Source organism: Hydrogenoanaerobacterium sp. (genome assembly GCF_032017025.1).
In the GTDB taxonomy this organism is placed as follows: Bacteria; Bacillota; Clostridia; order Oscillospirales; family Ruminococcaceae; genus Hydrogenoanaerobacterium.
Genome location: NZ_DALZQO010000005.1, coordinates 21,328 through 41,597 on the forward strand (window position 1 = coordinate 21,328; position 20,270 = coordinate 41,597).

Annotated in this window: 16 protein-coding genes; 13 read left to right on the forward strand and 3 right to left on the reverse strand. The window is 48.8% G+C overall.

Annotation, left to right across the window (positions count from 1 at the left end):
- The coding region (locus tag RTV33_RS04600) for an alpha-hydroxy-acid oxidizing protein (RefSeq protein ID WP_312642035.1) at positions 1-494 on the forward strand (494 nt) is incomplete at its 5' end.
- Positions 495-574: 80 nt separating this feature from the next.
- On the opposite strand, the gene RTV33_RS04605 is transcribed toward RTV33_RS04600, so the two are convergent.
- Positions 575-1,522, reverse strand: coding sequence for an AEC family transporter (locus tag RTV33_RS04605; protein ID WP_312642037.1), 948 nt, complete (start codon positions 1,520-1,522; stop codon positions 575-577).
- A 576-nt stretch (positions 1,523-2,098) separates the two neighbouring features.
- On the opposite strand from RTV33_RS04605, the gene glgB reads away from it, so the two are divergent.
- From glgB to RTV33_RS04630, 5 genes are all read left to right on the forward strand, one after another.
- Entirely contained in the window at positions 2,099-4,168 is a 2,070-nt protein-coding gene (gene glgB / locus RTV33_RS04610; RefSeq protein WP_312642039.1) for a 1,4-alpha-glucan branching protein GlgB, read from the forward strand.
- Between the two features lie 65 nt (positions 4,169-4,233).
- Positions 4,234-5,436 (forward strand): glucose-1-phosphate adenylyltransferase, encoded by a 1,203-nt coding sequence (locus tag RTV33_RS04615; protein ID WP_312642041.1) that lies wholly within the window; start codon positions 4,234-4,236, stop codon positions 5,434-5,436.
- Positions 5,437-5,452: 16 nt separating this feature from the next.
- Complete coding sequence (gene glgD, locus RTV33_RS04620; RefSeq protein ID WP_312642043.1) at positions 5,453-6,574, forward strand: glucose-1-phosphate adenylyltransferase subunit GlgD; 1,122 nt, start codon at positions 5,453-5,455, stop codon at positions 6,572-6,574.
- Positions 6,575-6,620: 46 nt separating this feature from the next.
- Positions 6,621-8,045 (forward strand): glycogen synthase GlgA, encoded by a 1,425-nt coding sequence (gene glgA / locus RTV33_RS04625; protein WP_312642045.1) that lies wholly within the window; start codon positions 6,621-6,623, stop codon positions 8,043-8,045.
- A gap of 364 nt (positions 8,046-8,409) precedes the next feature.
- Positions 8,410-9,753 (forward strand): MATE family efflux transporter, encoded by a 1,344-nt coding sequence (locus RTV33_RS04630; protein WP_312642047.1) that lies wholly within the window; start codon positions 8,410-8,412, stop codon positions 9,751-9,753.
- Here the strand turns inward: RTV33_RS04630 and RTV33_RS04635 are convergent.
- The gene (locus RTV33_RS04635; protein ID WP_312642049.1) at positions 9,706-10,593 is read right to left on the reverse strand and encodes a LysR family transcriptional regulator; all 888 of its coding nucleotides are present in this window, start codon (positions 10,591-10,593) and stop codon (positions 9,706-9,708) included. The genes RTV33_RS04630 and RTV33_RS04635 overlap by 48 nt on opposite strands.
- Positions 10,594-10,791: 198 nt before the next feature.
- Here RTV33_RS04635 and RTV33_RS04640 point away from each other — a divergent pair, with 198 nt between their 5' ends.
- Positions 10,792-11,982 (forward strand): coenzyme F420-0:L-glutamate ligase, encoded by a 1,191-nt coding sequence (locus RTV33_RS04640; RefSeq protein WP_312642051.1) that lies wholly within the window; start codon positions 10,792-10,794, stop codon positions 11,980-11,982.
- 110 nt (positions 11,983-12,092) lie between these two features.
- Here RTV33_RS04640 and RTV33_RS04645 read toward each other — a convergent pair whose 3' ends face one another.
- On the reverse strand, positions 12,093-12,686 hold the full coding sequence (locus RTV33_RS04645; RefSeq protein WP_312642053.1) for a TetR/AcrR family transcriptional regulator: 594 nt from the start codon (positions 12,684-12,686) through the stop codon (positions 12,093-12,095).
- Between the two features lie 234 nt (positions 12,687-12,920).
- Here RTV33_RS04645 and RTV33_RS04650 point away from each other — a divergent pair, with 234 nt between their 5' ends.
- The 6 genes from RTV33_RS04650 to RTV33_RS04675 all read left to right on the forward strand — a co-directional run bounded on the left by RTV33_RS04650 (position 12,921) and on the right by RTV33_RS04675 (position 20,205).
- On the forward strand, positions 12,921-15,017 hold the full coding sequence (locus RTV33_RS04650; protein WP_396327219.1) for an RND family transporter: 2,097 nt from the start codon (positions 12,921-12,923) through the stop codon (positions 15,015-15,017).
- Positions 15,014-17,380 (forward strand): hypothetical protein, encoded by a 2,367-nt coding sequence (locus tag RTV33_RS04655; protein WP_312642057.1) that lies wholly within the window; start codon positions 15,014-15,016, stop codon positions 17,378-17,380. Before RTV33_RS04650 ends, RTV33_RS04655 begins: the two co-directional genes overlap by 4 nt.
- 179 nt (positions 17,381-17,559) lie before the next feature.
- A complete protein-coding gene (ymfI, locus tag RTV33_RS04660) occupies positions 17,560-18,294 on the forward strand; it encodes an elongation factor P 5-aminopentanone reductase (RefSeq protein ID WP_312642059.1) in 735 nt (244 codons plus the stop codon).
- A gap of 21 nt (positions 18,295-18,315) precedes the next feature.
- Entirely contained in the window at positions 18,316-18,984 is a 669-nt protein-coding gene (locus tag RTV33_RS04665; protein ID WP_312642061.1) for a lactate utilization protein, read from the forward strand.
- Positions 18,984-19,652, forward strand: coding sequence for a SprT family zinc-dependent metalloprotease (locus tag RTV33_RS04670; RefSeq protein ID WP_312642063.1), 669 nt, complete (start codon positions 18,984-18,986; stop codon positions 19,650-19,652). Before RTV33_RS04665 ends, RTV33_RS04670 begins: the two co-directional genes overlap by 1 nt.
- Before the next feature lie 187 nt (positions 19,653-19,839).
- On the forward strand, positions 19,840-20,205 hold the full coding sequence (locus RTV33_RS04675; RefSeq protein ID WP_312642065.1) for a metalloregulator ArsR/SmtB family transcription factor: 366 nt from the start codon (positions 19,840-19,842) through the stop codon (positions 20,203-20,205).
- The last annotated feature ends 65 nt before the right edge of the window (positions 20,206-20,270 follow it).

Sequence of the window (20,270 nt, forward strand, 5' to 3'; positions counted from 1 at the left end):
TCGATGCATCCGGTTTGGCATTGCTCAAAAACGTGCCTACCCCGGTATCACCAAAATCGGTGGCGGAGTTGCGAGAAATTACCGCAAGCACCAAGCTTCCGGTGATTATTAAGGGCATTATGACAGTGCGAGGTGCGCTGAAGGCTTTGGAGGCGGGTGCATACGGTATTGTGGTTTCCAATCACGGCGGGCGCGTGCTCGACCAAACCCCCGCAACCGTTGAGGTGCTCCCCTCTATTGCACAGGCGGTAGGCGGCAGAATGAAGATATTCATCGACGGCGGCATTCGCACCGGCCTGGATGTATTTAAAGTGCTTGCACTGGGTGCTGACGCAGTGCTCATCGGTAGGCCTTATGTTACGGCTGTGTATGGCGGTGGTGCTCAGGGGGCTGTGGTATATACCGAAAAGGTAGGCACCGAGCTTGCCGAAACCATGGCAATGGCTGGGGCAAACAAGCTATCGGAGATCAGTAAGGATATGCTTTACCTGTAAGGAAATAGAAATTAAAAAAAGGAGCATTTTCACCTTGGTTTAGGGTGAAAATGTTCCTTTTTAAGTTACTGCTAAGGCTGCTACACCAGCGGCGGAATGGAATGAAACAACAAAACGAACAAAGGCAGCGTCAGCATAGAGAACAGGGTAGATACCGCCAAAATCTCTGCGCCATGTGTGCTGTCGTAGCCCAGTTTCGAAGTAAGCAGAACCGTGTTTGCCGCGGCGGGGCATGCACATGCGATGATGTGCGAAAAGGCCACCGTATCAGCACCGGGAAACATGGTAGAGATGGGCAGGCACTTCAGCAGAATGAGCATAATCAGCGGCAGCAGAATTAATCGGATCATAGAGGTAAAATAGACTTTGGAATCGGTGATAGCAGACTTAAAGTTTACCTGTGAAAGAAATACGCCGGTGATAATCATGGCGAGCGGGGTGTTGAGGTTGGCGACAAAGCCTATCGTTTCATCCAGCACAACAGGCAACCGCAGCCCGGTTACAAACAAAACAAGGCCGAGTGTAAGGCCGATTATTGCAGGGTTTGCCAGCAGGTTGCGTGGCTTAATACGCTTTTGCGCAGTCAGCGTCATAATGCCGTGAGTCCAGGCAAGTACATTAAAAACACCGATAAATGCTGCGCCGTAAAATACGCCTTCATCCCCGAGGCTTGCCTGGAGCAACGGTATTCCCATGAATCCGCAATTGGAATATACCGCGGCCAGAATTTCAACGCGGTGGCTGTTGTCGTCGCGTTGCTTCACCAAAGAATGGCTCACAATAATTGCAATAAGATGAAACACAATGGCAAGCGCAAACGCAAGTGCCAGACCCTTTAGTTTATCCAAGGTAAACTCCTGCTGGTAGGCGCGAATGAGCAGCGCGGGCATTACAACGGTAAGCAAAAGCCCCGAAAAAGCGCGGGCCGATTCTTGTGTCAGCATTTTTGTTTTTGCGGTATAAAAGCCAATTCCCATCAGCAAAAACATGACTACAACTTGTTTGATGACGATAAGTACGATTTCCATGATACCAATCCTTTTGGTTTATGATAATTTTTTTCGGTAATTGAAAAACAGGCCTTGGCAACTGCCACGTAAACGGCTTTTCAAAATCACCGCAACAGCGTGCAATTTGGTTTTGACATAGCCTGTTCATAATACTCTGAATGGCTGTATTTTACAAGAACCAAAACGCATGTTTGTAAGGTTTGACAGAAAAATAAGGAGCAACCTAAAAATACAATTTGATATTTGTACTTTTTACCAAAGAAAACGGCATGATTAGCGAAGAAAAGTTACTTTTCACATTGCTGTTTCTGAGGTTTTCGACAGCACTACTTTGTTATGATAGGGTTTGTGCGAATTTTTAGCAGCCAGCTCTTCAAAACTGTTAGAAAGTATCAACATTATTGTGCAAACAATACAAATTAAACAAATACAACAAGACTGAATTTACCAGTGTTACACAATTAATACTTGAAAACAGCCTTAATTAGTGCTATGATTTAGATAATAAAACGAGGGCAGTTCACCCTCGGGCAAGTTAGTGGCGTTTGGTATAGAAATACTGCGCCGACGAGTTACGGATAGGGGGGAGTTTCAATGGTTAAAGTTACAAAAAAAGACAACCTGCCATTGTACCTGTTCCATCAGGGGACGAACTATAAGGCGTACGAGTTTTTCGGTGCGCATCCGCACAAAAAAGGCGGGGCACAGGGGGTTGTGTTCCGCACATGGGCGCCTGCCGCAACTGCTGTTTCGGTTGTCGGTGATTTCAACGAGTGGCAGCCCGAGGCAACGTCGATGAAGCTCATCAGTGACGGCGGCGTATGGGAAGCATTTGCAGCCGGAATAAAGCCGTTCGACAACTACAAATTCTGTATTACCACGGCGAACGGTACGCAGCTTTATAAGTCTGACCCGTTTGCATTCCATGCCGAAACCCGCCCGGGAACTGCTTCAAAATACATCGACCTTTCCGGCTATAGCTGGGAGGACAGCGAATGGTTTGAGAAAAAGCAGGGCTTTAATGTGTATCATTCGCCCATGAACATTTACGAAGTGCACCTTGGCTCATGGCGGCGCTATGAGGATGGAAATTTGTTTGATTACGGTAAATTGGCAGCTGAGCTGATCCCCTATGTTAAGGATATGGGATACACCCACATTGAGATTATGCCGATTACCGAGTACCCGTATGACGGCTCGTGGGGGTATCAGGTTACAGGCTACTTCGCGCCAACCTCGCGTTATGGCCAACCAAAGGATTTTATGAACTTTGTCGACCAATGCCACCAGGCGGGTATCGGTGTGATTATGGACTGGGTGCCGGGGCACTTTCCCAAGGATGAAAACGGCTTATACGAGTTTGACGGCAGCAGCTGCTATGAATACGATGACCCGCAGAAAAAAGAACATGAGCAGTGGGGCACACGCATTTTTGATTACGGCAAAAACGAGGTTGTATCGTTTCTGGTTTCATCGGCGATGTTCTGGGTAGAAAAATACCATATTGACGGCATTCGCGTGGATGCGGTGGCCTCGATGCTGTATCTTGACTACGGCCGCGAACAATGGCAGTGGACACCCAACAGTAAAGGCGGCAAAGAGAATTTAGAGGCGGTAGCTTTCTTGCGAAAGCTGAACAGCGCGGTACTTACCGAGCACCCCTCGGCGCTGATGATCGCAGAGGAATCCACTTCATGGCCAATGGTCACCAAGCCCCCGATAGTGGGCGGGCTGGGCTTCAACTTTAAGTGGAACATGGGCTGGATGAACGATATGCTCAGCTATGCGTCGCTCGACCCCGTTTTTCGCGCTTACAATCACGATAAGCTGACGTTCAGCATGTTCTATGCGTTTTCCGAGAACTTTATTTTGCCTATATCGCACGATGAGGTGGTGCACGGCAAATGCTCGCTGATTAATAAAATGCCGGGCGAGTACGACCAGAAGTTTGCGGGCATGCGTGTGTTTCTCGGCTTTATGATGTCGCACCCCGGTAAAAAGCTGTTGTTTATGGGGCAGGAATTTGCTCAGTTCAGCGAGTGGAACTACCAAACCGAGCTGGACTGGTGCCTGTTCGATTTTGATAAGCACCAAAAGATGCACGATTTTGTGCGTGCAATCAACCATTTTTACCTCGACAATGCCTGTATGTGGCAGATTGAAGATTCGTGGGATGGCTTTAAATGGATTTCGCACGACGACCACGCGCAGAATATTGTATCGTTCCGCAGGATTGATGAGAAGGGCGATGAGGTTGTGGTACTGTGCAACTTCTGCCCTGTGGGCAGAAAGGATTACCGCATTGGCGTGCCCGATGCAGCCGCATACATAGAGGTGCTCAGCACCGACGATACTTCGTTTGGCGGTACAGGCATACTCAACGGCAAGGTACGGGTTGAGGATATTGAGATGCACGACTTTCACCAGTCGATTGAGCTTCAGGTTCCGCCTCTGTCCTGCCTTTTCTTTAAACCTGTAGCGGGTAAAAGAGAACACAAAAAAACTGAGGTAGAGGCGAAAAAAGTGCCCGAGGCAGAGGACCATGAGCAGAGTTCCGCAGAGCAGACCAACGAAAAGCCGATAAAAAAAGCACCTGCGCGAAAAAAAGCCGCGGCGAAAGCGGACCCGCCGGCAAAAAAAGAGAAAGCTGCAAAGAAAAAATAGACGAACCGAAAGGTTACGATAGAAATTAGCACAGCAAATGCCATGCATGGATAGGAGAGAAAGTAATGACACGTAAAAAGGAATGTGTAGCCATGCTTCTTGCCGGCGGGCAGGGCAGCAGGCTCTACACGCTGACCAAAAATCAGGCAAAGCCGGCCGTCCCCTTTGGGGGGAAATACCGCATCATCGATTTTCCCTTGTCAAACTGTGTGAATTCAGGCATCGACACGGTGGGAGTGCTGACACAGTACCAGCCGCTTGAGCTCAACGAGTACATCGGTAGCGGGCAGCCGTGGGATCTTGACCGGCTCAATGGAGGTGTTTTTGTTCTGCCTCCCTACCAAAAAAGCTCCGGCTCCGACTGGTACAAGGGTACGGCAAATGCCATTTATCAAAACCTCCAGTTTATTGAGCGTTACGACCCCGAGTATGTGTTGATCCTCTCCGGCGACCATATTTATAAGATGGACTATGCCAAGATGCTCAATGCACACAAGGAAAAACAGGCCGACTGCACCATTGCGGTGCTGCAGGTAGGGTTAGAGGAGGCCTCGCGCTTTGGCATTATGAATACCAACCCCGACGGCAGCATCTACGAGTTTGAAGAAAAACCCGCACACCCAAAGAGCACACTGGCCTCTATGGGAATTTACATTTTCACATGGGATAAGCTGAAAAAGTACCTTGAGCTTGACGAAGAAAACCCAAGCTCCAACAAAGATTTCGGCAAGGATGTGCTGCCCGCAATGCTGGATGACGGACAACGCATGTTCGCCTACAATTTTGAAGGCTACTGGAAGGATGTTGGTACGATTGACAGCCTATGGGAGGCAAACATGGATCTGCTCGACCCCAACGTACCGCTTGACCTGTACGACCCCTCGTGGAAAATTTATGCCAGAAACCCCGTAAAGCCGCCGCATTTTGTGGCAAAGGGCGCGGTGGTGGAAAACTCCATCGTCACTGAGGGCTGCTACATTGAGGGCACTGTAGATTTCTCGGTGCTGTTTGCAGGTGTCAAGGTGGAGGACGGCGCAACGGTGCGCGACAGCATTATCATGCCGGGCGCGGTAATTAAGCGCGGCGCAGTGGTGGAGTATTCCATTGTTGCCGAGGATGCGGTTATCGGCGAAGGTGCCAAGGTGGGCATGCGCCCCGAGCAATGCGAGGATAAAGACAAGTGGGGCGTCTCGGTGATTGGCAGTAAGGTGAACATCAGCAGCGGTGCGGTAATTGCACCGAAAGCGATGATCGATACCGATATTTAAGGGGAGGGATGAAGCTGTGAAACAATCAAAGGTATTGGGAATTGTGTTTTCCAATATGCATGATGAATATATGGGCGAGATTACGCATAAACGTACAATGGCTTCTGTGCCCTTTGGAGGGCGCTACCGCCTCATTGATTTTACGCTGTCCAATCTCGTAAACTCGGGGATTGAGGACATCGGCGTTATTACCAAAAGCAACTACCAATCGCTGATGGATCATCTGGGCAGCGGCAGAGACTGGGATTTGGCGCGCAAAAGAGGCGGGCTGTGCATTTTGCCGCCGTTTTCCAGTGCACATTCCGGCATCTATCATGGCAGGCTGGACGCACTGGCAGGGATAGCAGAATATATTAGACGAAGTACTGCCGAGTATGTTGTGATGGCAGACTGTGATGTCATCAGCAATATCAACCTTAAAGATGTACTTAGGCAGCACCGGGAAACCGGGGCAGATATCACACTGGTGTATAAGCAGGAGCACTGCAAGCTCGACCGTTCGAGCGATACCACAGTGCTCAAGTTTGATGAAAACGGCAGAGTGAACGATGTGCTGCTTAGCCCCGAGCTTAGCGGCAACAGCTGCTGTTACCTCGATATTGCGGTGATTGAGAAGAAAAAACTCGAGCGTATCATCACCGAAGCAGTGGCACGCAACAAAAAAAGCTTCCGGCAGGACGTTTTGGTAGCCCAGCACAATTATTTGGATATTCGAGGTTATGAGTTTAAGGGCTATTCAGTTAAAATCAACAGTATGAAAACTTATTACAAAGCCAATATGGATTTGCTCAACTACGATGTGATCCATGAGCTGTTCCCCGCCGACAAGCCGGTTTACACCAAGGTTCGTGATGAAGCACCTGCCAAATACGGGCTTAGCGCCGTAGCCGGCAACAGCCTTGTGGCAGATGGCTGCGTCATTGAGGGTGAAATCGAAAACTCCATTCTGTTTCGTGGGGTTAAGATAGGCAAGGGCGCGAAGGTCAAAAATTCTATTATCATGCAGGGTAGCGATATCGGTGAAAACGCAAACATCGAATGTGTCATCATGGATAAGGACGTATCGGTACGCGCAGGCAGAAATTTGATAGGTTACGATACTTATCCCATTTACATCACCAAGGGCAGCCTGGTTTAACCCGTTAGGCAAGAGAACACTGACGAAAAGAAGAGGTGGTAACAGTATGAAAATATTATACGCAGCCAGCGAAGCGCTTCCCTTTATGGCATCGGGCGGGCTGGCAGATGTAGCAGGCAGCTTGCCAAAGGCCATTCGCAACCGCATGCATGCTTGCCGTGTGGTAATGCCGCTTTATGGCGACATTGCGCCCGAGCTTCGCGCCAAGATGAAGTATGTAACAAACTTCACCGTTGCGCTTGCATGGCGCAGGCAATACTGCGGGGTATTTGAATGTACCATAGACGGCGTTATATACTACTTCCTCGACAACGAATATTACTTTAAACGCAATGGCATTTACGGCTTTTACGACGACGGTGAGCGCTTTGCGTTCTTCGCAAAGGCTATCCTCGAAATGGTCAATTTTATCGACTTTGACCCCGAAATCATCCATTGCAACGATTGGCAGACAGCACTTGTTCCGGTTTACCTCAACCTTTTTTACCGAAACATCCCGAAGTTCAAACGCATCAAAACGGTGTTTACCATCCACAACATTCAATATCAGGGTAAGTATGGCATGGACATTGTCACCGACCTGCTGGGCATTCCCCAGTATGCTTCTACCGTCGTGGAGTGCGACGGCTGCGTTAACTATATGAAGGGCGCAATTATTCAGGCCGATATGGTGACAACGGTAAGCCCCACTTACGCCGAAGAGATTTTAGACCCGTGGTTTTCGCATGGGCTTGACCCTGTGCTGCGCAACAAGCGCCACCGCCTGCGGGGCATTCTCAATGGCATTGATGTTAAGAATTACGACCCCGAAACCGACCCCGACATCATTCAAAACTTCTCTGCCGCAGAGCCCGAACTGAAAAAGCAGAACAAAGCGGCGCTGCAAAGGGAGTTTGGCCTGCCGGTGGAAGAGGACAAAATGCTTATCGGTATTGTGTCGCGTCTTGTGGCACACAAGGGGCTTGATCTCATCAAATACATTATGGAAGATTTATTGCAGCTGGATGTTCAGATAGCGGTTTTGGGCTCGGGTGATTATCTGTACGAGAACTTCTTTACCGAAATGCAGGCACGCAACCCCGATCAAATAGCAGTAAGGCTTGGGTTTATTCCAGCGGCAGCGCGCCAGGTTTACGCGGGTGCGGACGCATTTCTGATGCCGAGCAAGAGCGAGCCCTGTGGGCTTTCGCAGATGCTGGCACTGCGTTACGGTGCTATCCCCATTGTACGTGAAACGGGCGGACTAAAGGATTCCATCACCGATTTTGGTGAGGAGGAGGGCAATGGCTTTACGTTTAAAACCTACAACGCGCACGACATGCTCGGTGCAATTGTGCGCTGCAAAGAGAAATTTGACGATAAGCCGGAGTGGGAGCAGATGGTAAAGCACGCTCTTGAGTGCGATTGCAGCTGGGGCAAATCAGCAAACGAGTATATTAAAATGTACAAAGAAGTGCTGGGTGTAGAATAAAATTTACCGCGAAAATAGGGCAGGGGGCAGAGTTCAATCTGTCCCCTGCTTGTTTGATTGACAGCGCATTGCTTTTACGTCACCCATCTGCCCGAGCAAGATGCGCTATTTGAAGATTTTTTCAAAAAAGCTTAGATGCATTAATTTGGATTGACTTTTGTGCTTGACAGAAAATATAGTTATGCTATAATAGTCCAAGTTGTGCTTTATTTTAGGCACTTCGTGTTTTAATTACCAAAACAACGAATAGGTCTCTGGTTTAAAAATCGCCGGGTTTTTGAACTGCATCAGAGAAAATTTTGAGTATCGTTAGGCCTGTGGATACGACAGGCTTGGCGATTTTTTGTGCTTTAAGGAGGATTTTATGTCGAATCAGAACATTTACAAAATATTTGCGCGCTATGTATCGCTCAATGTGCTGAGCATGCTGGGGCTTTCGCTCTACATTCTGGCAGATACCTTTTTTGTCGCAAACGGTGTAGGCAGCAACGGGCTGGTGGCACTGAACCTGGTGCTGCCGGTATACAGCGTTATCAACGGTGTGGGGCTTATGCTTGGCATTGGCGGGGCAACGCGGTTTTCCATTGCAATAGGGGAGGGCGATCGCTGGCATGGCACGAAAATTTTTATGCACGTACTCTATATGGCATTGGCTGCGAGTGCCCTTTTCACCGTTGTGGGTCTGCTTTTTTCCCAGCAGATCGTCACGGCGCTCGGAGCGTCTGAAGAGATTGCCTCCCTTGCAGAAATCTACCTGAAAACGATTTTGTTGTTTTCTACCGCATTTATTTTAAACAATATCTTGGTGTGTTTTGTGCGCAACGATAACAATCCGCACCTCGCTATGGCGGCGATGCTGCTGGCAAGTATCAGCAATATCATACTGGATTATGTATTTGTCTATCCCTGCGGGCTGGGAATGTTCGGCGCAGCTTTTGCAACAGGGATTGCCCCTATCTTGGGCATGGGAGTGCTGTCGCTTCATTTTATCCGCAAGAAAAACAATTTTTACGTAGATCGCTGCGGGTTAAAGCTATTCGAACTGCGCCATATCGCCCTCTCGGGTGTGCCTGCATTTATCAACGAGGTGAGCACGGGGCTGATTATGTTGCTGTTCAACTTTATTATTCTCGATTTAGCAGGCAACGTCGGCGTAGGCGCCTATGGCATCATCACCAATATTGCGCTGATTTGTATTTCTATGTTTACAGGCATTGCACAGGGCATTCAGCCCATTATCAGCCTGAATTTTGGGCAAAAAAATACGGCAAACATCAAAAAAGTATTGTTTGCCGCAGGCGGTGTTGCCGCAGTGTTTGGTGTTTTGTTTTACGTGGTTGGCACATGGTATGCACACCCCATTATTGCAGTGTTTAACAGTGAAGGCAATACGCAGCTTGCTTCGATTGCCGAGCAGGGGATACGCATCTACTTTACGGCGTTTTTGGCTATGGGCATCAATATTGTAGCGTCTGCATTTTTTGCCTGCGTTGCAAAACCGAAGGAGGCTTTTCTCATCTCAGCGCTGCGTGGGTTTGCCGCAGTGGTACCTCTGGTGCTGATTCTGCCGCGCTTTTTTGAGATGACAGGCGTTTGGCTGGCGGTACCTGTGGCCGAGCTCATTACCATTGCGGTCAGCCTTGCATGCCTGCTTTATCATTTAGGGCACCGCGGGCAGCAGCTGCATAAAGCGTTCGGCGGCAAATGAGGGGGATACCCCCGCCAGTGAGCACAGCCCGATGGAGCGGGGCGGAACAGGTTTTTTCAGCTTGAGGAGGAACAGTTCGCCGCTTTGCAGATATTCGGTGGAAAACTCCTCAATTACGCAGGAGATTCCCAACCCGATGCGCGCAAACTCGAGCAGGAGGTCATGCGCACCAAGTTCAATTTCGGGCTCGAGCTGTACACCATTTTGCAAAAAAAAGTTGTCGACAAACCGCCGTGAGTTGCTTAGGCGCTCCAGCATAATCAAATGGCACTGTGCCAGCTCCCAGCTTTCCAGCGTTCGCCCCTTAAAATGAGAAAATTTATCCGATGCCACAAAAACATCATTTACCTCCATACACTTTCGCACCGTAATATCCGGTTCGTCGAGCGGAAGGTTGGCGAACGCGAGGTCGATGGAGCCCGATTTCAGCAGTGCCAGCGCCTGCCCGCTGGTGCGGTTGATGACCTTAAGCCGTATTTCGGGGTAGAGGTTGTGGAACTGCTCAAGATAGGGCAGCAGGTAGTGCTCCGAAATGGTATCACCCGCGCCGATGGAAAGCTCACCCGCCTGTAAGTGCCGCATACGCTCCAGCTTTTCTTCACCCGACGCAATGATGCTGAGCGCCGAGGAGACATGCTCGTACAGCATAGTGCCCTCGGGCGTAAGCGTCACACCGCGCCGGCTGCGCGTGAACAGCTTACGCCCCAGTTGCCGCTCAAGCTGCTGAACCGACTGGCTCACAGCCGACTGTGTAATGAATAAACTGCGTGCCGCCTGAGAAAAGCTGCCGCTGCCTGCCACCTCACGAAATACCCGGTACAGCTCCAAATTAATGAACATATTGCACCTCCAACACAGAATATTAGTACAACTTATAATAAATAAGACAAATACTAATTTTACTTATATCTTAATTTGTATTATAATAATTTTGGCCGAAAAATGCAATCGTACCTAATGGGCACAATTGCAAAACATAGTTTGCCCTGTTTTGGGGTAAATAGTAAGCGGCATTTTGCCGTAATTGGAGGAATGGATATGTCAAGAACAGTTGGTACAGTATCCCGTGGTGTAAGAGCGCCCATCATTCGTGAGGGTGACGATCTGGCAAATATCGTGGCAAGCTCGGTTTTGAGCGCTGCGAAAAACGAGAACTTCCCCATCCATGACAAAGATGTAATCGGTGTTACCGAGGCGGTTGTTGCCCGTGCACAGGGTAACTATGCAACGGTTGATGCAATTGCTACCGATATCAAAGCCAAATTTCCCAGCGGTGAATTTGGTGTCCTGTTCCCGATTATGAGCCGCAATCGCTTTGCAGTTTGCCTGCGCGGCTTTGCTAGGGGCGCGAAAAAAGTCTACATTATGATGAGCTACCCCTCCGATGAGGTGGGCAATCATCTGGTTGACCTCGACCTGCTCGACGAGAAGGGTGTAAACCCCTGGACAGACGTGCTCTCTGAAGAAAAATACCGCGAGCTATTTGGCAGCAATCCCCATACCTTCACCGGCGTTGATTATGTAGAGTACTACAAAAGCCTCTGCCACGAGGAAGGCGCCGAGGTAGAGTTTATCTTTGCCAATGCACCAAAAACTATTTTAAACTACACCAAAAATGTTTTGGCTTGCGATATCCACACCCGTGCCCGCACCAAACGCCTGCTGAAAGCGGCCGGTGGTGAAATTGTTCTGGGTATGGACGAGATTATGACCGCTTCGGTAAACGGTAGCGGCTACAACGCAGATTATGGTCTGTTGGGCTCTAACAAGGCAACGGAGGAATCGGTAAAGCTGTTCCCGCGCGATTGCGAGCATTTTGTTACCGAGGTTCAGGCCCGCATTCAGCAGGCAACCGGCAAGCATGTTGAGGTTATGGTTTATGGTGATGGCGCGTTTAAAGACCCCGTGGGTAAGATTTGGGAGCTGGCAGACCCTGTCGTTTCACCTGCTTTCACCGACGGCTTGATGGGTACCCCCAACGAGGTTAAGCTGAAATACCTCGCAGATAACAACTTTGCAAATCTTTCTGGCGACGCGCTCAAAGACGCAATTTCAGAGTACATCAAACACAAGCCTGCTGCGCTTAAGGGCAGCATGGAGACACAGGGCACCACTCCCCGCCGCATTACCGACTTGCTTGGTTCGCTGTGCGACCTCACTACCGGCAGCGGCGACAAGGGCACACCCATTGTGCTCATTCAGGGCTACTTCGATAATTACACCGACTAAGCGGATTAATAAATATTGTTTGTACAATTTTATATTTCATAGATAAAAAACACAGGGTGCAATTTGCACCCTGTGTTTTTTGTGCTTGCATTCTAAAATGCAGCTTTAAGTTACACTTCTAGTATTTTTCGAATGATTCTGTACAAAAACGGCTTCATGTTATCAATGGTATCGGGCTGCTCATTGATGATGGAGGTGTAGCAGATAGAACCGCACAGTTCGATTATCACAAAAAGCAGCTTAAAGATATCATCATTACTATGCTCTGCGAGGTAGGGGTTTTGAAAGCACTCTTCCAATATTTTATTAACTTCGCCATACTCGGAATCAAAAATTTTCTCACAGATGAGCGGCCATGAAAAATCCTTCTTCACCAGTTTGAGCACAAGCTTGTTTTTCTTAAAATATTCGATGATATAATCGACAATTGCAATGATGTCCTCCACAAAATCGCCTGTGGAGCTTTTTTTCATGCTGCTGTATGCATCGCAAAGCACACGGCAGCTTAGGCGCAGCATAATATCCTCCATCACATCCGACTTATCCTTAAAATAAAGGTAAAATGTACCCTTTGCAACGTTTGCCTTTTTTACAATTTCATCAATAGAGGTTTTGTTAAAGCCTTTGCTCAAAAACAAATCATATGATGCATCCACAAGGCTTTGTTTTTTTTCTTGTTTTTTTTGCTTCATGCTCTGCGCCATTACAATCATCTCCGCTTTACTTTGTTCTCATAAAAAGCATAGCATTATAATGACTGGTAGTCAATACACAAAAATTTGCGCAGAATTAGAGTGACTGTTGGTCACTTTAATGATTGACTAATAGTCAGAACTTGAATATAATGGTAAGCAATGAATGACCAATAGTCATTAAAACAATAAACTTTCTATGACACAAACATCGTTAAAAGAGAGAGAACAGAGGAGATGACGAATTTGGAACGGCTTGCAAGGTGGATTGTAAAGTGCAGGGTGCTCATTCTTATTATGGCGGTGGCACTGCTGATTCCTGCGGCAATCGGTTATATCGGTACCTATGTAAACTACGATATCTTAACCTATCTGCCGGATGATTTAGAGTCGATGGTGGGGCAGGGTTACCTCGAAAACGACTTTAATATGGCGGGCACAGCAATGATTACCGTAGAGCATATGGCAACGAACGACCTGCTGGCCCTAAAGGAAGAGCTTGCGGCGATACCAGGGGTTGACGAGGTTCTCTGGCAGGATGACGTGCTCGATGCATCGGTGCCCGCTGAAATGCTGCCTGAGGAGATACGCTCGATTTATTACAACGAAAATGCCACCATGATGATGGTGACCTTTACGGACAAAAGCGCGTCCGACAGCACAATGAAGGCGCTTGAGCAGATTAATGCAACGCTCAAAGAAAACTGCTTTATGGGCGGTATGTCGGCAATCGTAGCAGACACTAAAACCATTGCCGAAAATGAAATGCCGTTTTATGTAGTGGTTGCCGTGGTGCTTTCAGTCGTGGTGCTTATGCTTGGCATGCAATCGTGGCTGGTGCCGTTTATTTTTATTACGGGCATAGGGTTCGCGGTAGTCTACAACCTTGGCAGCAATATTTTTCTGGGGCAGGTTTGCTACATTACAAAATCGTTGGCGGCAGTATTGCAGCTCGGCGTTACCATGGACTTCTCCATCTTCCTGCTGCACCGCTACGATGAAGAAAAAGAAAACGGAATGAACAGTGAGGATGCAATGGTACATGCCATTGTCAATACCTTTACCTCTATTTCAGGTAGTTCCCTCACCACCATTGCGGGCTTCCTTGCCATGTGCACCATGAGCTTGGCACTTGGCGCCGATATCGGCATTGTCATGGCAAAGGGCGTTGTACTGGGTGTTTTAAGCACCGTTATTATTCTGCCTGCGCTTATCCTGTTTTTCGATAAGCCCATTCACAAGTACACACACCGCACCTTTATTCCAAAGCTGACAAAACTCAGCGACTTTGTAATCAAACACCATAAGTCTGTGCTGGTGGTGGCGGTTCTGTTGTTTGTTCCGTTTGCCATTGCACAAAGCAAAACCGATGTGTATTACACGCTTACCGATTCACTCCCCGCCGACCTCCCGTCGGTTATGGGCACCAATGAGCTGAAAAAGCAGTTTGATATGGCGACCAGCCATTTTATCATAGTGGATGACAGCGTAGAGGGTTACCAAATCAGCGATATGTGCAAGCAAATCGAAAAGATGGATGGCATCACCAGTGTTGTTGCCTATGAGAAATTCCTTGGTGCGGGCGTCCCCGATGAGTTTATTCCTGGAGATATGAAGGATAGCTTTGCTGCGGGCGGAAAGAAAATGTTTATGGTAAACACCAGTATGAAGCCCGCAACACCGGAGCTCAGCAAGCAGCTAGACGACATCAATGCGCTTATCAAAAGCTACGATAACAACGCCGTCATCGCGGGCGAGGGAGCACTCACCAACGATTTGGTTAGAGTTTCGGATCAGGACTTTAAGAACGTCAACATATCCTCCATTGTGGTGGTGTTCTTTATCATCGCTATCGTATTTAAATCAATTTCCATCCCTGTGCTTCTGGTTGCGGCAATTGAGTTTGCGATTATGATCAATATGGGTGTTCCGTACTTTACGGGCACTACCATTCCATTTATTGCAAGCATCGTAATTGGAACAATTCAGCTGGGCGCTACCGTGGACTACGCTATTTTGATGACCACCCGCTTTCAGGAGGAACGCCGTGCAGGGCATGGAATACAGGAGGCAGTCAAAATTGCGGCTGAAACCAGCTCGCAGTCCATCATCACCAGTGGTCTTTCGTTTTTTGCGGCAACTATGGGTGTTGCGCTGGTTTCTAAAATCGAACTCATCAAAAGCTTGTGCCTAATGCTGGCGCGCGGTGCAGTCATCAGCATGGTTGTTATACTTCTCGTAATGCCCGCCATCCTCATGGTATTTGGCAAGCTAATTGAAAAAACAACCATTCACTTCCTTGGCAAACCGGAGAAACTAAGTAAGGAGAGAGCTGTACAATGAAAAATAAGTTGAAAAAAATATGCGCCATCAGCCTTGCAGTAGCGCTGGTTGGTGCGCAGACGGTATGGGCGCTGAACACGGCAAAAGCACAAGCAGTGCAGCCGGCAGAAGCACCTCTGACAGAAACCGCCACAGCCGCTGAAAACAAAACAAGAGTAAGCGGCGGCACGGGGCTCAGCAAGGATGAGAGTGTTTATGTGCTTTTGAACAATGATGGCAGTGTAAGAAAGCAGATTGTCAGCAGTTGGCTACACAGCGATATCGGGCTTGCCGGCGTGCATGATATCAGTATACTAAAGGACATCAAAAACCTGAAAAGTGCTGCGAAGCCCGAATTCAAAGACGGCAAGCTTAGCTGGAACACCAACGATAAGGATGTATACTATCAGGGCACTACCGGTAACCCGTTGCCTATTAATGTAACGGTTACCTATAAGCTTGACGGCAAAGGTATCTCTGCCGAGGAGCTGGCAGGCAAAAGCGGTGAGGTCGAAATCCGCATTAAGGTCACCAACGCCTATACAGAAACGCAGGTAATCGACGGGGTCGAACGCCCCATCGCCCCTATGTTTTTAACAGCAGTGCTGCTTAATCTGCCCGATGAAAATTTCAGCAATGTCAAAGCAGAAGACGGTATGATTATGAACGAATCCACCAATCAGCTGGTTACGTTCGTCACAGTACCTGGGCTGAAAGAAAGCTTTGAAGGGCTGCTGGATGATGAAATAGGCAACATTAAAGATAAGATGGTGGATGAGTTTGTAGTAACTGCGTTTGCGGAAGAGTTCCGCTTACCCTCTATCATGATCGGTGCTGCCAATGACAGCGATTTGTTTGACGATGATAACGATCTGGAAAGTGATATTGATGATCTGCTTGACGATATTGACGACCTTAACGACGCAACCGACGAGCTGCATGACGGTACCATTAAGCTTGCAGATGCAGGCGTGGAGTTTAATGACAATATGCGCACGTTCCGTTCGAAGTACAGAGATTTTCAGGATGGCTTCAAAGAAGCCTACAAAGCCATTAACGGGCTTGTCGGAAAATTAAACGGCATACAGGATGTTGTATCGCACATACCGCCTGCACAGCTCGGTGCCCTCAAACAGGGGCTGGCTGGGCTTCAGGCGAATATGTACAGCCCAGAGGAGCTGCAGCTTTTACAGGCGCTGTGCGGCAAAGATCTGGGCGCTGAACTGAATGGATTTACGCAAAAACTAAGTGAAACGGTCGGACTGCTGCTGGGCAGAAACACCGGATTTGTAGCAGACCCTGCCGACCGTGCACCCGATGCAACTGTGGATGTCCCCAACGAGGGCGCAAAAACCGAGACGGGTACAACCGCCGATACGCCCAAGGATGAAACAAAAACCGACGCAAAAGACGGTGCTCAAAAAGATGAAGAAATAGGAGCAGATGCAGGCACCGACACCCCCAAAGAAGATGCAAAGACCGATGCGGGGATTGAGACAGACATAGATGCAGCCACAAGCAAAGATGCTGATGCCAAAAACAACGATACTGCAGATAAGCAAGGAGTGACGGCGCTTCCTGATCAAGCAGCAGGTTTCGCATCCGCTGTGGAGATGAAGTTCAGCGGCACAGAAAACACCCAAAGTGTGCGTGTGCTCGGAGATTACGTGCAAGCACCACAGGCGTTTTCTGCCCCGGCGCTCACCGATAATCAGATTAAAGAGGTGCAGGGGGCAATTGGGCAGGCGGTACAGGGCATGCTCAGCACACCCGAAATGATGGAGAAGCTAAGGCTTGCCGGTGAGGTTCAGGTGAAGAGCAAAGCTTTGCTGGAGAGCTATACCCAGGTTATGACAGCGATAGAAGCAATAAAAGCCGACCCGCAGTTTGTTAAGGCTCTGGAGAGAAACCCTGAAATCGCGGCTATGCTCAAAAACCCGTCCAACATCCCGGCAACACTTCAAAAGCTTTCTTCGGGCAGCGGCAAATTGATGGAGGGTCTGGATAAGCTGTATGAGGGTCAGAATAAAATCGGCCACGCGATAGATGACCTCAAGGATGCTACTCAGGAATTGCAGGACAAAACAGCAGAGCTGAACGACGGTGTGGAAGAGTTCCAAATCGACGGTATCTATGAGCTTACCGGCAGGGTAACCGACCTCACCGATGAAATCAAACAGGCACTGCATATCAAAGAGGCAATTTCAGATGCGTCCAAGGGCTTTACTACCTACACAGGTGCCCCTGCAGATGCTGATACCAGTGTGAAATTTATTATGAAGACAGATGAGATCAAGACAAAAGAAGAAGTGCGAGAAGTAGTCACGATTGAAGAACAAAAAACAGGCTTCTGGGATAAGGTGAAAGCTTTGTTCCGTAAATAAAAGACTATTCCAAAGCAGTAGCGGGAAAAGCCCGCCTCTCTCTTTGCAAAACACCGGTGCATTTTTATTGCGCCGGTGTTTTTGCATGCCGTGCCGAACCGCTTGTATCAGCCGGCACAGCGTGCTATACTAAATGTAGAAACGCAAGAATAAAAGCTTTATCAGAAAAGAGGGACGAGTTGAGCAAAACAGTGTTGATAACGGGTGCGTCCCGTGGGATAGGCGCGGACACTGCACGTCTCTTTGCCGCGCAGGGGTGGAACGTTGCAATAAATTATAACCGCAGCGGTGCACGTGCCGATGCCCTTGCTGCTGAGCTAAAGGCACAGGGCACAGCGGTGATGGCCGTGCAGGCGGATATTACCGACGTGCGGCAGGTGCAGGACATGGTGCGGCAGGTGCAGGCGCAGTTCGGTGGCATCCATGCTTTGGTAAATAACGCCGGCATTGCTCAGCAGCTGCTGTTTACCGATATTACCGCCGAGGATTGGGACCGCATGTTCGATGTGAACGTCAAAGGCATGTACCACTGCACACAGGCGGTGGTGCGCGGAATGATTGACAGCCACGTAGGCAAAATTATCAATCTTTCCAGCATATGGGGGATTGCGGGCGGTAGCTGTGAGGTGCATTATTCTGCCGCAAAGGCGGCGGTCATCGGCTTTACCAAGGCACTTGCCAAAGAGCTGGGGCTGTCGAACATTCAGGTAAACTGCGTCGCCCCCGGTGTGATCGATACCGAAATGAACGCAGCCTTGCCCCCTGATGCCTTGGCGCAGCTCAAGGAGGAAACGCCGCTCGGTGTTATTGGGCAGGGCAGCGATGTCGCCAACCTCATTTATTTTCTTGCGTCCGATCAGTCGAATTTTATCACAGGACAGATCATCAGTCCCAACGGGGGGCTGGTTATTTAACAACAGAAAGGATCGATAGTTATGGATCAAAATGCAAGAAAGGTAATGGAGAAGCGCATTAAAAAAACCATTGCCGCACTTGAAAAGAATAATATGATGGGCATTTATGTAGAGCGCAAGGAAGATGTGCCCGCAAAGGTGGCAGAGCTGCTGAGAGACGGCAGTTCGGTTGCGTTTGGTGGCTCGATGTCGTTGGAGGAAAGCGGCGTGATGGAACTGCTGCGCAGCGGGCGATATCACCTGATTGACAGAGACCGTTGTGCCCCTGAGGATAAGCCAAGGGTACAGCGCGAGGCTTTTTTTGCGGATGCGTTTTTATGCAGCAGCAACGCGGTTACCGAAAACGGCGAGCTCTACAATGTAGATGGCATTGGAAACCGCACCGCTGCGATTGTATTTGGCCCCGAGTCGGTGATTATGGTGGTGGGCAGCAACAAGCTATGCAAAAACCTTGACGATGCAGCGGTTCGTGTGAAAACCATTGCCGCCCCCGCCAACTGCGAGCGCCTGAACTGTACCACCTATTGCCATGAAAAAGGTGAGTGTGTGGCTTTTGCGTCGGGCAACAGCTGCATGACAAGCGGATGCAGCAGCGAGGGCAGAATATGCTGCACCTATGTGGTATGTGCACAGCAGCGCATTAAAAACCGCATTAAGGTGATTTTAGTAGGCGAAGAACTGGGCTATTGATGACGCAGTACAAGCTGATACGCTCAAAGCGCAAAACACTGGCGATTCACATTACACCACAGGCAGAGGTTGAGGTGCGCGCCCCGCTGCGTATGCCGCAGGGCACCATCGATGCTTTTGTGCGGCAAAAGCAGGGCTGGGTATCAGCGCACGTAAATGCTATGCGCGAGCGGGTATTGGCACGCGAGAGCTTTGCAATTGGCAATACGTTAATGCTGCTTGGCAGGGAATACCCCGCCATAGCAGTGCAGGGTAAAAAAGCTGTGTTTGACGGTGAACATTTTCTGATTCCGCAAGGCAGCTTTGAGCAGGTGCGCCCTGCTGTAACGGCACTTTACCGCACGTTGGCACAGCGCGAGCTTGCCTCGCGGGTACAAAAGTACGGCGTTGTGATGGGGCTTACCCCCAGTGCCGTTAAAATAAGCGGTGCACGTACTCGCTGGGGTTCATGCTCGGGTAAAAACAGCCTCAACTTTTCGTGGCGACTGGTATTGGCTCACCCCGACGCAGTGGATTATGTCGTGGTACATGAGCTGGCGCATATCCGCCAGCACAACCATTCTTCAGCATTTTGGCAGGTGGTGGAGGACGTGCTGCCCGATTACAAGCGCCGCGAAAAAATGCTAAAGGCATTGCAGCAGCACCTAGCAACACAAAGCTGGGACTAGCGGGAACGGATACCGATTGGTATCCGTTCTCTTTTTGCATGCATAGGATGTAAAGATGCCAAGTTGATTTTTTGTAACAAAATATTTTGTTTTTTATTGTAAATAAAATTGATTGAATACTTGACAAAGCAAAGGGCAAATGCTATTATTCATATGAACAGTTATTCATATGAGAGGATGAACATAGATGCGAAGTAATGATGAGGCTGTTGAGCGCTGCGAGTTTATGCATGTTCATGAGGATATTGTAAACGATGTAGAGAATAACATGCCCGATGAAGAAACCCTTTACGATCTGGCCGACTTGTTTAAGATATTTGCCGATTCAACACGCATTAAAATACTGTATGTGCTGTTTGAGTCTGAAATGTGCGTATGCGACATTGCACAGCTGCTTAAAATGAGCCAAAGCGCAATTTCACATCAGCTGCGTGTGCTGAAAACCTCGCGTTTGGTGAAAAACCGCCGAGACGGCAAAACCGTGTTCTACTCCTTGTCAGACAACCACATTAAAACCATCCTTGACCAAGGCTTGGAACATGTACAAGAATAATCTGCGAATACGTTTCACTTAACAGCTGCAAATCCTAAGGTCGGCAGCGCCAAAATTTTGATAAA